Here is a 15,491-nt window from a genome sequence, read left to right as displayed (position 1 = left end):
TCCGCGACTTGTGCGAGGACGAGGGCCCTCGGGGCGGCCGGCGCGGCGGCCGGCTGCGACCGGACGGCGCCCGGTCGAGCGGACCTCGCCGGTGCTCCCGCGCCGGTGCGGCAGCCGACGACCCCGGCGGCCGGGAGGCCGGGCAGCGGGACCGGATCGCGGTCAGCGGCCCGTCGGGCGTGATCGCGGCCCCGGGCTGCGGGATACATGCAGGTCCCACCCACCCGGCCCGCCCGGGGGACGACGTCCTCACAGCGCACCCCCGCCGCGCGCCCCGAACCCTCACACCCGCCCCCGGCCCCAGCTGAGGGCAGCGTTCCTCGCGGGAAACAGAGGTGATGCGGTCGGGTAACACCCGCAACGCACGCTCGTGGACATGACCTCGAATACGCGTGTGGTGGTGATCGGCGCCGGGCTCGCGGGCGTCCGGCTCGCCCGGCGGCTCGGCGAGCTCGGCACGCCCGTGACGCTGATCGGCGAGGAGGAGCACCGCCCGTACAACCGGGTGCTCCTCGCCGAGGTGCTGGCCGGACGGTACACCCCCGACGTGATCGCGCTCCCGACGCCGGCCGCGCTGACCCGTGCCCGGGTCACCTGCATCGACCGCGGGGCACGGACCGTCGAGTGCGCGGACGGTTCGAAGATCGCATACGACCGGCTGGTTCTGGCCACCGGCTCGAACCCGGTACTGCCGCCGCTGCGCGGCCTGTTCACCGCCGACCACGAGCTGCCGCGGGGCGTCCACGCCTTCCGCACCATGGACGACTGCCTGGGTCTGTCCGAGGCGGTCCGGCCGGGAGTGAAGGCGGTCGTGATCGGCGGCGGGCTCCTCGGGGTCTCCGCGGCCCGCGCGCTCGCCCAGCGCGGCGCCCAGGTCATCCTGGCCCAGCAGTCCGAGCGGCTGATGGAGCGCCAGCTCGACCCGAGCGCGTCCAAGCTCGTCCGGCGCCACCTCGGGGACCTCGGCGTCGAGGTCCACACCGATCTGCGCGTGCGTGACGTGCGCTGTGTCGGCGGCGCGGTCCGCTCGGTCGAGATGGCCGACGGATACGCCCTGGACGCCGAGATCGTGGTCCTGGCCTGCGGGGTCCACCCCCGTATCGGTCTGGCGCAGACCGCGGGCCTCGACGTCCGCAAGGGGATCGTCGTCGATGACGAACTGCGCACCTCCGACCCGCACATCCACGCGATCGGCGACTGCGCCCAGCACGACGGCAACGTCTACGGCCTCGCCACCCCGGCCCTGGAACAGGCCGACGCACTGGCCGAGTTGCTCTCCGGCCGAACGAACGCCCGCTACACCGGTACCCGTTCGCTGACCCGGCTCACGCTCGCCGGACAGACCGCCTTCGACCTGGCCGCGTTCGGCGAGACCGAGGCGCTCCCGGGCGACGACGTCGTCCAGCTCACGGACGCCACCCGCGGCACCTACCGCAAGGTCGTCGTCCGCGACGACCGCCTGGTCGGCGGGGTCCTCGTCGGCGAACTCGGCACCGTCGGCGCGCTCGCCCGCGCCTGGGAGGGAGCAGAGCCGCTGCCCTCCGCCGGCGGACCGCTGCTCCACCTGCTCACCAACGATGGAGGCTCCTGATGACCGCCAACCTGGAGGCCATGGAGGCCACCCCCACGATCGTGCTCGTCGGCCACGGCATGGTCGGCCAGCGCTTCCTCGAAGCGCTCGCCGAGCGCGGCATGACCGCCACGCACCGCGTGGTCGTGCTGTGCGAGGAGCCGCGTCCCGCGTACGACCGCGTCGCGCTCACCTCGTACTTCTCGGGCAAGACGCCCGAGGAACTGTCCGTGACGGACATGGAGTTCATCGAGACGCACGGCATCGAGCTGTACGTCGGTGACCCGGCCGTCGCGGTCGACCGCGAGGCGAAGAAGGTCACCGCGAAGTCCGGGCAGGTCTTCGCGTACGAGACCCTCGTCCTGGCCACCGGCTCGTACCCGTTCGTGCCGCCGGTCCCGAACAAGGACGCCAAGGGCTGCTTCGTCTACCGCACGATCGAGGACCTCCTCGCCATCGAGGAGTACGCGAAGACCCGCACCACCGGTGCCGTGGTCGGCGGCGGTCTGCTCGGCCTGGAGGCGGCCGGCGCACTGAAGGGTCTCGGACTGACCTCCCACATCGTGGAGTTCGCGCCGCGGCTGATGCCGGTGCAGGTCGACGAGGGCGGTGGCGCGGCGCTGCTGCGCACCATCGAGGAGATGGGCCTGAGCGTCCACACCGGAGTGGGCACGCAGGAGATCGTGGTCGACGAGGCCGGTGCCGTCACCGGCATGAAGCTCTCCGACGGCAGCGAACTCGCCACCGAGCTGGTGGTGTTCAGCGCCGGTGTCCGCCCCCGCGACCAGCTGGCCCGCGACTGCGGCCTCACGGTCGGCGAGCGCGGCGGCATCGCGGTCGACGAGCAGTGCCGTACGGTCGCCGACCCGCACGTCTTCGCGATCGGCGAGTGCGCGCTGGCCGCCGACGGCCGGGTGTACGGCCTGGTGGCCCCCGGTTACGAGCAGGCCGAGACGGCGGCGGCGACCATCGCCTCCGACGAGGCCGCCTTCCTGGGCGCCGACCTCTCCACCAAGCTGAAGCTGCTCGGCGTGGACGTGGCGTCCTTCGGTGACGCGCACGGCGCGACCGCGGACTGCCTGGACGTCGTCTACTCCGACTCCCGCGCGGGCCTGTACAAGAAGCTCGTCATCGGCCGCGACGGCACGCTGCTCGGCGGCATCCTGGTCGGCGACGCGGAGGCGTACGGCACGCTGAAGGCGTTCACCGGTTCGGTCCCGCCGGTCAAGCCCGAGTCGCTGGTCCTGCCGGCCGGGGCCGGGGAGTCCGTCCAGCTCGGCCCGACCGCGCTGCCGGACGACGCGATCATCTGCTCCTGCAACAACGTCACCAAGGGCACGATCCGCGGCGCGGTCACCGAGCACAACTGCACCACCGTGCCCGAGGTGAAGAAGTGCACCAAGGCCGGTACGACCTGCGGCAGTTGCGTCAAGGTGCTCGGCCAGCTGGTCACCGCGGAGCTGGAGGCGTCCGGCGTCGAGGTCGACAAGGGCCTGTGCGGCTGCTTCTCGCAGACCCGCGAGGAGCTCTACGAGATCGTCCTCGCCCTGCGCATCAACACCTACCAGGACCTGCTGGACCGCTACGGCCGCGACGGTGCCAAGGGCGGCGACGGCTGCGAGATCTGCAAGCCGGCGGTCGGCTCGATCATCGCCTCCCTCGCCCCGACGATCGGCGCGAGCAACTACGTCCTGGACGGCGAGCAGGCCTCCCTCCAGGACTCCAACGACCACTTCCTCGCCAACATCCAGAAGAACGGCTCCTACTCGGTCGTCCCCCGCATCCCCGGCGGTGAGATCACCCCCGAGGGCCTCATCGTGATCGGTGAGATCGCCCGCGACTTCGGCCTCTACACGAAGATCACCGGCGGTCAGCGGATCGACATGTTCGGCGCGCGCGTCGAGCAACTCCCCCTCATCTGGACCCGGTTGGTGGACGCGGGCTTCGAGTCCGGACACGCCTACGGCAAGTCGCTGCGTACGGTGAAGTCCTGTGTCGGCCAGACCTGGTGCCGCTACGGCGTCCAGGACTCGGTCCGCATGGCGATCGACCTGGAGCTGCGCTACCGCGGTCTGCGCTCCCCGCACAAGCTCAAGTCGGCGGTCTCCGGCTGCGCCCGCGAGTGCGCCGAGGCCCAGTCGAAGGACTTCGGCGTGATCGCCACCTCCAACGGCTGGAACCTCTACGTCGGCGGCAACGGCGGCGCGACCCCGCGCCACGCGGACCTGCTGGCCCAGGACCTCACCGACGCCGAACTGATCAAGCTGATCGACCGGTTCCTGATGTTCTACATCCGCACCGCGGACCGGCTGGAGCGCACCTCGACCTGGCTGGAGCGCATCCCCGGCGGCCTGGACCACGTCCGTGACGTGGTCGTGGAGGACTCCCTCGGCATCTGCGAGGAGCTGGAGTCCCTGATGGCGGCCCACGTGGCGCACTACGCCGACGAGTGGGCGACCACCATCAACGACCCCGAGAAGCTCGCCCGGTTCGTGTCCTTCGTGAACGCCCCGGACACCCCCGACCCGGTCGTCGGCTTCGTCCCCGAGCGCGAGCAGATCAAGCCCGACCTGCCGCTGCTGACCATCGGCCACCGTCCCCTGGAAGGAAGCGCCCAGCGATGACCCTGGCACTCGAGACCACCGACCTCAAGGTCGAACTCCAGCTGAACGGCGACTGGTTCGCGGTCTGCGAGCTGGCCCGCCTGCTCCCCGGCCGGGGGGTGGCGGCCCTGCTGCCCGACGGTCGGCAGGCGGCCCTGTTCCGCGACCGCGCGGGCAATCTGTACGCCATCGACAACCGCGACCCCTTCGGCGGCGCGGCGGTCCTCTCCCGCGGCCTGACCGGCACCCACCAGGGCCGCCCGTTCGTGGCCTCACCGCTGCTGAAGCAGCGGTTCGACCTGGAGACCGGGCAGTGCCTGGACGACGAGTCGGTCAGGATCACGACGTACGAGGTGCGGGCGGCGTAACGGGGTCACGACGGCCGTTTCACGGCCCACGGCCGAGGCTGGGCCCCTGCTCCGGCGGGGGCCTTCCCCGTGTCCGCCGAGGGCTCCGATGCCTCCGAGAAGCGGCACACGGTGAACCGTCGGCGGAAATCCCCTGGAGGGCGCCGGGCCCCCGTGCTTGCATGGACGGCATGGTGCCCACCGACCGTCTTCTCGCCTTCGCGGCCATGTCCTGCCTGCTGATCGTGGTGCCCGGACCCAGCGTGCTGTTCGTGATCGGCCGGGCGCTCGCGCAGGGCCGGCGGGCCGCCCTGACCACGGTGGCCGGGAACACGGTCGGCGCGTACGTGCTGGTGCTCGCCGTGGCGTTCGGGGTCGGCTCGGTCGTGGAGCGCTCGGTGCTGGTCTTCACCACGCTCAAGCTCGCCGGTGCCGCCTACCTCGTGTACCTGGGCGTCAAGGCGTGGCGCGGACGCGGCTCGCTGCGCGCAGCGTTCGCCGAGGACGTGACGGCGGCCGCGGCGGCGGGGCACGGTGGTCTGCGCACGTTCGGGGAGGGGTTCGCGGTCGGGGTGACCAACCCCAAGACCATCGTGTTCTTCGCCGCCGTACTGCCGCAGTTCGTGGACCGCGGCCAGGGACATGTGACCGCACAGATGCTGCTGCTCGGGCTGGTGTTCAACGTCATCGCGCTGATCTCCGACGCCGTGTGGGGGCTGGTCGCGGCGACCGCGCGGGGCTGGTTCGCCCGCTCGCCGCGCCGCCTGTCCCTGGTGGGCGGGGTCGGCGGGCTGACCATGATCGGGCTGGGTGTGACGGTGGCGGTGACCGGCCGCAAGGACTGAGGACTCAGGCTTTCAGGGCGTCGTACGTCACCCTGGTGAGCTCCTCCGAGGCGGTCCAAAGGCGTTGGGCCGCCTGGTCGTCGCGGGTCCAGGGGGCCCGCCAGGAGGGGACCGGGGCACCGCGCCACCCGGCCCACGACGGGCCGGTGAAGGAGTCCGGGAGGACGCCGGGGGCGGTGGCGGCGTAGAGGGTGGGCAGGGCCCCGGCGTCGGCGGACTGGGCGAAGAAGCGGTTGCCGACCCGCATGAAGCGTTCCGCCGCCCTGCGGCCGGCCATCTTCGGGCCCGCCGTCTGGAGATTGGTGGCCGCGTACCCCGGGTGCGCCGCCGCGGCGATCACGTCCGAGCCGTGAGCCCCCAGCCTGCGGGCCAGTTCGTGGACGAAGAGCAGGTTGGCGGTCTTGGAGCGGGCGTAGGCGACCCAACGCCGGTAGCGGCGCTCGCTGTTGAGGTCGTCGATGTCGATGTTGGCCAGCACGTGCGCCGTGCTGGAGACGGTCACGACGCGCGCGGCCGGTGTCGTGAGAAGCGTCGGCAGCAGCAGGCCGGTCAGCGCGAAGTGGCCCAGGTGGTTGGTGCCGAACTGGGTCTCGAAGCCGTCCGCCGTCGTGCCGTACGGCAGTGCCATCACGCCGGCATTGTTGATCAGCAGGTCGAGGCGGTCGTGGGGCAGGTCCGCCGCGAACCGCCGCACACAGGCCAGGTCCCCGAGGTCCAGGCGGCCGAACCCCACGTCCGCGCCCGGGACTTCACTGAGCAGCCGGCCCCGGGCCTCGGTGCCCCGCCTCTCGCTGCGGCACGCGAGCACCACGTGGGCGCCCCTGCGGGCGAGCTCCCGGGCGGTGACGTACCCGATACCACTGTTGGCCCCGGTGACGACGGCCACGCGTCCGCCCTGTTCGGGGACATCCTCGGCGCTCCAGCCTGACATGACCCCACCCTACGAGCCCGGCGCACCGGATGTAATCCGTTCCGTCACCACCGCCTGACATGCAATGGTCACGGAATGAACACTTCGTCTCCACAAATGCCACACCCGGAATACGGTCATCCCCTCACGTAACGCCTCCAGGGGGACGACATGGCCAACCCGTACGACACCCAGCCCGCACCGCAGTGGCAGCCGGCACCTCCGTCCACTTCCCGACCCGCCCCCAAGTGGGCCCGCAAGCGGTACGTCCTGCCCGCCCTCGCGCTCACCCTCTTCCTCGGCGTCGGCATAGGCAGCGGCGGCGGCGGCGACGACCAGAACAAGACGGCGAGTGACGCGAAGCCGGCCGCCGCCAAACCGCAGCCGACGGTGACCGTGACGACGACCGCAACGGCCACGGCGACCCCCGAGCCGGAACCGGCACCGACCGTGACCGCCACCAAGACGGTCAAGGTCACCCGGACGGTCACGGCACAGGCCGAGGCGGACCCCGACTCCGGGTCCGACCAGGGCTCGGACAGCGTCTCCTACGCCAACTGCTCCGAGGCCCGCGCCGCCGGCGCCGCCCCCATCCACCGCGGTGAGCCGGGGTACGCCTCCCACCTGGACCGGGACAACGACGGGGTGGCCTGCGACAGCTGAACCATGGGCGTCGATCTTGCGGAGAGTTACCTTCCGGTCACGTCACGTTCGCATCACGGGTTTCTCATGTCGCCGACACCGCATCCGCTCCTCACTAGGTTCGTCACCTCATATCCGGCTGATCGTCACTTCTTGATCATGTGCGCGGATATCACCATGAACCCGGAAGGACCTGCTGTGAACCTGCTCCGCAAGCCCGGCGCCGTCGTCGTCGCCGCGCTGGCGCTGGCCGTGCTGCCGGGCGCCGCCTCGGCACACGACGGTGACCACCCGTTCGAGAACTGCTCCGAGGCGTACGCCGCCGGCTACGCGAACATCCCGGAGGGCGACGAGCACTACGGCAGCCATCTCGACCGGGACGGCGACGGCATCGCCTGCGACCGGCCGCCGGCGGGCTTCAAGGCCCACGACGACAAGGCGGCGGCCGAGGACACCGGCAAGAAGGGCACGCACCTCGCCGAGACCGGCAGCGGGGGCGACACCACCGTGTACCTCGCCGCCGCGGGCTCGGCCGTCCTGCTCACCGGCGGTGCGCTGGTGTCGTCGGCCCGCAGGCGCCGCGCCACCCGCTGAGGCGCGGACACGGGAGAGGGGGGCACCCCCGCACAGGGCGCCCCCCTCTCTTCGTGATCCGGAACCGCCGCCCATCGGATGAGGGTCGGGGACGGGCGGCGGATCCGGGGTCCAGTGGCCGTCGGAGGCGGCCGGCGGCCTACCGGTGGTCGCTTCCGTTCGCCGTGATCGCCGCGCGTCCCGCCTCCAGGCGGGCGACCGGGATACGGAACGGCGAGCAGGAGACGTAGTCCAGACCCACCTCGTGGAAGAAGTGGACCGACTCCGGGTCACCGCCGTGCTCACCGCAGACGCCGAGCTTGAGGTCGGGCCGGGTCTTGCGGCCCGCCTCGGCGGCCAGCTTGACCAGGGAACCGACGCCGTCCTTGTCGATCGTCTCGAAGGGGCTGACGCCGAAGATGCCCTTCTCCAGGTACGCCGTGAAGAAGCTCGCCTCCACGTCGTCCCGGCTGAAGCCCCACACCGTCTGGGTGAGGTCGTTCGTGCCGAAGGAGAAGAACTCCGCCGCCTCCGCGATCTGACCGGCGGTCAGGGCGGCGCGCGGGAGCTCGATCATCGTGCCGATCGACAGCTTCAGCTCCACACCCGTCGCCGCCTCGACCTCCGCGACGACCTGGTCGGCCTCCTCGCGGACGATCTCCAGCTCCTGGACCGTGCCCACCAGCGGGATCATGATCTCCGCGCGCGGGTCCCCCTTGGCGTTCTTGCGTTCGGCCGCCGCCTCCGCGATCGCCCGGACCTGCATGGTGAACAGGCCGGGGATGACCAGACCGAGGCGTACGCCGCGCAGGCCCAGCATCGGGTTCTGCTCGTGCAGGCGGTGCACCGCCTGGAGCAGGCGCAGTTCGTTCTCGTGCGGCTCCTGACGGGACTCCGCGAGGGCCACGCGGACCGACAGCTCGGTGATGTCCGGGAGGAACTCGTGCAGCGGCGGGTCGAGGAGCCGTACCGTCACCGGCAGCCCGTCCATCGCCGAGAACAGCTCGACGAAGTCCTGCTTCTGCAGGGGGAGCAGCGCCTTCAGCGACTCCTCGCGCTCGGCCTCCGTGTCGGCCAGGATGAGGCGCTCGACCAGCTCACGGCGGTCCCCGAGGAACATGTGCTCGGTACGGCAGAGGCCGATGCCCTGCGCTCCGAAGCGACGGGCGCGCATCGCGTCCTCGGCGTTGTCCGCGTTGGCCCGGACCCTGAGGCGGCGCTTGCGGTCCGCGAACGCCATGATCCGGTGGACCGCCTCCACCAGCTCGTCGGCGTCGTTGGCACCGGCGTGCATCCGGCCCTCGAAGTACTCCACGACGGGAGAGGGCACGACCGGGACCTCACCGAGGTACACCTTGCCGCTGGAGCCGTCGATGGAGATCAGGTCGCCCTCCTCCACCACATGCCCGCCCGGCACGGTCATCCGGCGCCGCTTGGTGTCGACCTCCAGCTCCTCGGCGCCGCAGACACAGGTCTTGCCCATGCCGCGCGCGACGACGGCCGCGTGGGAGGTCTTGCCGCCGCGTGAGGTCAGGATGCCCTCGGCCGCGATCATGCCGTCCAGGTCGTCGGGGTTGGTCTCCCGGCGGACCAGGATGACCTTCTCGCCCGAACGCGACCACTTGACGGCGGTGTACGAGTCGAAGACCGCCTTGCCGACGGCCGCGCCCGGCGAGGCCGCGATGCCCCGGCCGACCTGCGCGACCTTGGTGTTCTCGTCGAAGCGCGGGAACATCAGCTGGGCGAGCTGGGCGCCGGTGACCCGCTGGAGCGCCTCGGCCTCGTCGATCAGGCCCTGGTCCACCAGCTGGGTGGCGATCCGGAAGGCGGCGCCCGCCGTGCGCTTGCCGACCCGGGTCTGGAGCATCCACAGCTGACCGCGCTCGATGGTGAACTCGATGTCGCAGAGGTCCTTGTAGTGGTTCTCCAGCGTGGCCATGATCTGCATCAGCTGGTCGTACGACTTCTTGTCGATCTGCTCCAGCTCCGCGAGCGGGACGGTGTTGCGGATGCCCGCGACGACGTCCTCGCCCTGGGCGTTCTGGAGGTAGTCGCCGTAGACGCCCTGATGGCCGGAGGCGGGGTCACGGGTGAAGGCGACACCGGTGCCGGAGTCCGGGCCGAGGTTGCCGAAGACCATCGAGCAGACGTTGACGGCCGTGCCCAGGTCGTGCGGGATGCGCTCCTGACGGCGGTAGAGCTTGGCGCGGTCGGTGTTCCAGGAGTCGAAGACCGCGTGGATGGCGAGGTCCATCTGCTCGCGCGGGTCCTGCGGGAAGTCCCGGCCCGCCTCCTTCTTGACGATCTTCTTGAAGGCGGTGACCAGCTTCTTGAGGTCGGCGGCCTCCAGGTCGGTGTCGACCGTGACCTTCTTGGCCTCCTTGGCCTTCTCGAGGGCCTCCTCGAAGAGGTCGCCGTCGACGCCGAGGACGGTCTTGCCGAACATCTGGATGAGGCGCCGGTAGGAGTCCCAGGCGAAGCGGTCGTCGCCGGCCTGCTGGGCGAGGCCCTGGACCGACTTGTCGGAGAGCCCGATGTTGAGGACCGTGTCCATCATTCCCGGCATGGAGAACTTCGCGCCGGAGCGGACCGAGACCAGGAGGGGGTCGTCGGCCTGGCCGAGCTTCTTGCCCATGCGCTGCTCCAGCGCGTCGAGGTGCGCACTCACCTCGTCACGCAGTGCCGCCGGCTCGTCGCCGCTGTCGAGGTAGACCTTGCAGGCTTCGGTCGTGATGGTGAAGCCGGGGGGAACGGGGAGTCCCAGGTTGGTCATCTCGGCGAGGTTCGCGCCCTTGCCACCCAGGAGGTCCTTGAGGTCCTTGTTTCCCTCGGTGAAGTCGTAAACGAACTTCGCTACGTGGGGTTCTTTGTTTTCCGACACGGGTCCGACTCCCTCGAGGACGCGGTGGCTGCCCTGACGGCGAGGAACATACCCAGATCGAAGGCTTCTGGGTACGTCTGCTCGGGCGTCATACGCCCGTAACCAGTCGTCTGCCAGCGGATCGAAAGTCAAAGCTTGGCAAGCGACGAGGCCCGAGTGTTTTCACTTCTTGAACACGCCAACCCTCACAACCCCGTTGAGGCGCTCACCTGAGCGAGGATTCGCACGCTTGATTTCGATCGATGAACGATCAAGGGGTGGCACTCAGTGCCACCCCTTGGAGAAGTGCATTCGCTCATGATCCGCTCATCCGAGCGCACGCCTTCTCAAGGGTGGCGAGAATCACGCTGCCACAGACGCGCGGATTTCACCATGCGGACGGCTCTGCGGACAGAAACACGGACGTCATACGCCCATGGCCAGCAACCGCTCCTCGACCCGCTCGGGTGCGTACAGATGCTCCACGACCAGGGCGCCCGCCCCCACCAGCCCGGCCCGCTCCCCGAGCCGTGAGGTGACGACCTCCAGGCGGGCGGTGGAGCGCGGCAGCGCCCGCTGGTACAGCAGCTCCCGGACCCCCGTGAGGAAGGGGGTTCCGGCCAGGTCACCGGCGATCATCAGAACCCCGGGGTTCAGCAGGGTCACGACCGTCGCCAGGACGTCCCCGACCTGCCGCCCCGCCTCCCGCGCGAACGCCGCCGCCTCGGGATGCCCGGACGCCAGCAGGTCCCGCACGTCCGATCCGGAGGCCGCCGGCACCCCGGCCGCCGCCAGCCGGCGGGCCACGGCACCGCCGCTCGCGACGGCGGCGAGGCAGCCGTAGGAGCCGCACCGGCACAGCGCCTCCGCGCCCGCCGGCACCCGGATGTGGCCCAGGTCGCCGGCGCCGCCGTCGATGCCCCGGTAGACCGAGCCGTCGACCACGACTCCGGCGCCGATGCCGGTCGAGACCTTGACCAGCACGAACGCCGAGCAGTCGGGATAGGCCGTGCGCTGTTCGCCGTAGGCCATGAGGTTGGCGTCGTTGTCGACGAGCACGGGGAGGGGGCCCGCCCCGGTGTGCTCGCTGAAGGCTCCGGCCAGGCGGCCTCTTATGTCGTAGCCGTCCCAGCCGGGCATGATCGGCGGCTGGACCACCCGGCCGCTCTCCAGGTCGACCGGGCCCGGCACGGCGAGCCCGATCCCGCAGACCTCCTCCGCACGGTGCCCCGCCTTCTCCACCAGTTCGGCGAACCAGCGGCCCAGCTCGCCGAGCACGGCGTCCGGGCCGTCCTCGATGACCAGGGTGCCGCTGTGCTCGGCGAATATCTCGCCGGTCAGGGACAGCACGGCCGCGCGGGCGTGCCGGGTCTCCAGGTCGGCGGCGAGGACGACCGCGTGGTCGTCGTCGAACTCCAGCGTGATGGAGGGGCGGCCGCCCAGCGGGGAGTCCACCGGGCCCCCGGCACCCTCGCGCAGCCAGCCTGCGCGGAAGAGCCGGTCCAGGCGCTGGCCGACGGTCGCCCGGGACAGTCCGGTGGCCTGCTGGAGCGCTCCGCGCGTGACGGCTCGCCCGCTGCGGACCAGCTCGAGCAGATCTCCGGCTCCGGTCTGACTCCGTCCGGTCATGCGCGCCCCCTTGTGTTTCTCAACTCTGCATTACATTCTGGGTTTTGCGTGTTAAATAGACGTAACCCTACGGTAGCCCTGACCGAACCGGTCAGCCATACGTCTTTCGGGGAGCCCCGAGTGGATCGCACTGCCCAGCTCATCACCCGTTCCGCGGAACGCTCGATCGCATACGATCCGCCGGGTTCGTCACATCCGCTGCACGTCGGGGCGGCGAGGGTGCTGAACGGCAACTGGACCGGCGCCTCCACGGTCCCCTCGCGCGGTCTGTACCCGCACCAGTGGTCCTGGGACTCCGCGTTCATCGCGATCGGCCTGCGCCACCTCTCGCCGCTGCGGGCGCAGACCGAGCTGGAGACCCTGCTGGCGGCCCAGTGGGGCGACGGACGGATCCCGCACATCGTCTTCAACCCCTCCGTGCCGCTCGACGCGTACTTCCCGAGCCCCGACTTCTGGCGCTCCTCGACCGCGGGGCACACCGCGGGCGCCCCGCGCACCGTACAGACGTCCGGCATCGTGCAGCCACCGGTCCACGCCCTGGCCGCGTGGCTGGTGCACCGCGCCGACCCCGGCCTGTCGCGGGCGCGCGGCTTCCTCGCCCGGGTGTACCCGCGCCTGGCCGCCTGGCACCGCTATCTCCTGCACCGCCGGGACCTGGGCGGAGGGGGCCTCGCGTCCGTCGTGCACCCCTGGGAACAGGGTATGGACAACAGCCCCGCCTGGGACCTCCCGCTCTCCCGCGTCACCCCGGCGCCGGCCCGCTCCTTCCGCCGCGCCGACCTGGACCACGGGGCGGCCGAGGACCGGCCCACGGACCTGGACTACGGACGGTACGTGCGACTGGCGACGGACTACCGGGACGCCGGATACGCCGACGGCGGCGGCGAGTTCGCCGTCGAGGACCCCGCGTTCAACGCCCTGCTCATCGCCTCCGAGCACGCCCTCGCCCGGATCGCCGCCGAGCTGGGCGCTCCCGGCACGGCCCGGCACGCGCGCGCGGAGCGGCTCACGGCGGCGCTGGTCGAGCGGCTGTGGGACCCGGCGAGCGGGATGTTCCTGTGCCGGGACCTGCGGGCGCCCGCCGCGGACGGGCGTGGCGCCCTCATCCCCGAGCGCACGGTCTCCGGCCTGATCCCGCTCCTGCTCCCCGACCTCCCGCGGGACCTCGTCGCGACGCTCGTGCGGACGGTCTGCGGCCCCCACTTCGGGCTGGGCACCAGCACCCGCCTGCTCCCCAGCTACGACCTCCTCGGCGAGGCCTTCGACCCGCACCGCTACTGGCGCGGCCCGGCCTGGTTCAACACCGCCTGGCTGCTGGAGCGGGGGCTGCGCACCCACGGCAGGCGCCGACAGGCCGACGCGCTGCGGGAGTCGGTCCTCGAACTCGCCGGGGCCACCGACTTCGCGGAGTACGTCGACCCGTACACCGGCGAGGCCTGCGGGGCGACCGGCTTCAGCTGGACCGCCGCGCTCGCGCTCGACCTGCTGCACAGCGACACCGCGGTCACGCTCGGCACCACGGTCACGGCAGACATGGAACTCAAGGGACTCAAGGGAGGGGACCGGCGATGACGGACCGGCATCATCTGCTTGTGCACGGTGGGACGTTCGCTGCCGTGGGTGACGGCGGGGACATCAGCGGTGTCCGGAACGGCAGCTCACCGGACGGGTTGTTCGTACGGGACGCCCGGCACCTGAGCCGCTGGCAGCTGACCGTCGACGGGGCGGTCCCGGAGACCCTGTCGCCGGTCGCCGACGGGGACACCGCGCGCTGTGTCCTGGTCCCGCGGGGCGGCCGTCAGGAACCCCCGGCGCACACCCTCTTCCGCGAACAGGCGGTGGGGGACGGCTCGTTCGTCGAATCCCTCCGGGTCACCAGCAACCGCCCGGTCCCGACGACGGTCCGGCTCGCGGTCACCGCGGACGCCGACTTCACCGACCAGTTCGAACTCCGCTCCGACCACCGCACCTACCCGAAGACCGGCGCGACCCGCTTCCGCGAAGTCCGCGAGGACGGCGTGGAGTTCAGCTACCAGCGCCGCGAATGGCGGTCCTCCACGACGGTGACGGCCGAGCCCGTCCCGGCCGGTGTCGAGGAGACCGGCACCGGGGCCAGGCGGCTGGTCTGGACGCTGGACCTGGAGCCGCACGGCACGGCCGAGCTGACCCTGCGGGTGATGGCCCGCCCGCACGGCGACCGGCGGGCCCGCCGGGTGCCGAGTTCCCCCGCCGCCCTGAACCGCGAACTCCTCGCGATGGAGGGCGAGTTCGTGGAGGGGGTCGCCTTCCCGACCGGCTGGCCGGAGCTGGCGGCCGCCTGTGCCCGCGGTCTCGCGGACCTCGCCTCGCTCCAGGTCCCGGCGACCGGCCCGGACGGCGAGGAACTGCGCGTCCCGGCCGCCGGTGCCCCCTGGTTCCTCACCCTCCTCGGCCGTGACGCCCTTCTCACCGCGCTCTTCGCCCTGCCCTACCGTCCCCAGCTCGCCGCCGCGACCCTCCCCGCGCTCGCCGCGACCCAGGCCACCGAGACCGGCGCGGCCTCCGTGGCCCAGCCCGGCAAGATCGTGCACGAGGTACGGCACGGGGAGCTCGCGCACTTCGAGCAGGTGCCGTACGGCCGCTACTACGGCTCGGTCGACGCCACTCCCCTGTTCCTCGTCCTGCTCGGCGCGTATGTGGAGCACACCGGGGACGTCTCGCTCGCCCGGCGCCTGGAGCCCCACGCCCGCGCCGCGATCGGCTGGATGCTCGACCACGGCGGCCTCACCTCGCGCGGCTACCTCGTCTACCGCTCCGACCAGGGCGGCCTCGCCAACCAGAACTGGAAGGACTCCCCCGGCGCGATCTGCGGCGCCGACGGAACGCGGGCCGGCGGGCCGGTGATGGCGGCGGGCGCCCAGGGCTACGCGTACGACGCGCTGCGCCGGACCGCGTCGGTCGCGCGCACGGTGTGGGGCGACGAGACGTACGCGGCGCTCCTCGAACAGGCCGCGGCGGATCTGCGGGACCGGTTCCAGCGGGACTTCTGGATGCCGGACCGCTCGTTCCCGGCGCTCGCCCTGGACGGGGAGGGCCGGCAGGTCGACGCGCTGGCCTCCGACGCGGGGCATCTGCTGTGGTCGGGCCTGCTCGACAAGGAGTACGGCGAGCTGGTGGGGCGGCGGCTGCTGGCGCCGGACTTCTTCTCCGGGTGGGGGGTGCGGACACTGGCGGCCGGACAGGCGGCGTACCACCCGTTGTCGTACCACCGGGGATCGGTGTGGCCGCACGACAACGCGCTGATCACGCTGGGGCTCGCCCGCTACGGCCTGCACGACGAGGCGCGGGCGGTGGCGCACGGGCTGGTGGACGCGGCGACGGCGACCGGCCACCGCTTGCCGGAGGTGCTGGCGGGGTACGGGCGGGACACCCACGGCGAGCCGGTGCCGTACCCGCACGCGTGCGTGCGGGAGTCCCGGTCCGCCGCGGCCCCGCTGGCCCTGCTGACGGCGGTGGGAGGCGCGTGAGCGAAG

11 protein-coding genes are annotated in these 15,491 nt (G+C 71.8%); 8 read left to right on the top strand and 3 right to left on the bottom strand.

Annotation, left to right across the window (positions count from 1 at the left end; genetic code table 11):
- Window positions 1-376: 376 nt before the first annotated feature.
- The 4 genes from ACZ39I_RS02050 (at window position 377) to ACZ39I_RS02035 (ending at window position 5,365) form a co-directional block, all read left to right on the top strand.
- Complete coding sequence (locus ACZ39I_RS02050; protein ID WP_467241806.1) at window positions 377-1,591, top strand: NAD(P)/FAD-dependent oxidoreductase; 1,215 nt, start codon at window positions 377-379, stop codon at window positions 1,589-1,591.
- Window positions 1,591-4,194 carry a nitrite reductase large subunit NirB gene (gene nirB / locus ACZ39I_RS02045; protein WP_467241804.1) on the top strand — a complete coding sequence of 868 codons (2,604 nt, stop codon included), beginning with the start codon at window positions 1,591-1,593 and terminating at the stop codon, window positions 4,192-4,194. The genes ACZ39I_RS02050 and nirB overlap by 1 nt, the downstream gene beginning before the upstream one ends.
- Complete coding sequence (nirD, locus tag ACZ39I_RS02040) at window positions 4,191-4,541, top strand: nitrite reductase small subunit NirD (protein WP_352383697.1); 351 nt, start codon at window positions 4,191-4,193, stop codon at window positions 4,539-4,541. Before nirB ends, nirD begins: the two co-directional genes overlap by 4 nt.
- A gap of 170 nt (window positions 4,542-4,711) precedes the next feature.
- A complete protein-coding gene (locus ACZ39I_RS02035) occupies window positions 4,712-5,365 on the top strand; it encodes a LysE family translocator (protein WP_467241801.1) in 654 nt (217 codons plus the stop codon).
- 4 nt (window positions 5,366-5,369) lie between these two features.
- Here ACZ39I_RS02035 and ACZ39I_RS02030 read toward each other — a convergent pair whose 3' ends face one another.
- Complete coding sequence (locus ACZ39I_RS02030) at window positions 5,370-6,296, bottom strand: oxidoreductase (RefSeq protein WP_467241799.1); 927 nt, start codon at window positions 6,294-6,296, stop codon at window positions 5,370-5,372.
- Window positions 6,297-6,446: 150 nt separating this feature from the next.
- Between ACZ39I_RS02030 and ACZ39I_RS02025 the strand changes: the two genes are divergently transcribed.
- Window positions 6,447-6,938, top strand: a complete 492-nt coding sequence (locus ACZ39I_RS02025) for an excalibur calcium-binding domain-containing protein (RefSeq protein ID WP_467241797.1) — start codon at window positions 6,447-6,449, stop codon at window positions 6,936-6,938.
- 177 nt (window positions 6,939-7,115) lie between these two features.
- On the top strand, window positions 7,116-7,511 hold the full coding sequence (locus ACZ39I_RS02020; RefSeq protein WP_467241796.1) for an excalibur calcium-binding domain-containing protein: 396 nt from the start codon (window positions 7,116-7,118) through the stop codon (window positions 7,509-7,511).
- A gap of 139 nt (window positions 7,512-7,650) precedes the next feature.
- Here the strand turns inward: ACZ39I_RS02020 and ppdK are convergent, their stop codons facing one another.
- On the bottom strand, window positions 7,651-10,371 hold the full coding sequence (ppdK, locus tag ACZ39I_RS02015; protein WP_467241794.1) for a pyruvate, phosphate dikinase: 2,721 nt from the start codon (window positions 10,369-10,371) through the stop codon (window positions 7,651-7,653).
- Window positions 10,372-10,776: 405 nt separating this feature from the next.
- Complete coding sequence (locus ACZ39I_RS02010) at window positions 10,777-11,979, bottom strand: ROK family transcriptional regulator (RefSeq protein WP_467241792.1); 1,203 nt, start codon at window positions 11,977-11,979, stop codon at window positions 10,777-10,779.
- A gap of 120 nt (window positions 11,980-12,099) precedes the next feature.
- Here ACZ39I_RS02010 and ACZ39I_RS02005 point away from each other — a divergent pair, with 120 nt between their 5' ends.
- Together ACZ39I_RS02005 and ACZ39I_RS02000 are read left to right on the top strand one after the other, a co-directional pair.
- Window positions 12,100-13,551, top strand: coding sequence for an MGH1-like glycoside hydrolase domain-containing protein (locus ACZ39I_RS02005; RefSeq protein ID WP_467241791.1), 1,452 nt, complete (start codon window positions 12,100-12,102; stop codon window positions 13,549-13,551).
- Window positions 13,548-15,485 carry an amylo-alpha-1,6-glucosidase gene (locus ACZ39I_RS02000; RefSeq protein ID WP_467241789.1) on the top strand — a complete coding sequence of 646 codons (1,938 nt, stop codon included), beginning with the start codon at window positions 13,548-13,550 and terminating at the stop codon, window positions 15,483-15,485. The genes ACZ39I_RS02005 and ACZ39I_RS02000 overlap by 4 nt, the downstream gene beginning before the upstream one ends.
- The last annotated feature ends 6 nt before the right edge of the window (window positions 15,486-15,491 follow it).

It is taken from the genome of Streptomyces sp. NPDC024687 (assembly GCF_055559055.1).
Note: the sequence above shows the minus strand (reverse complement) of the source record. Positions and strands in the feature narration are given on the sequence as shown.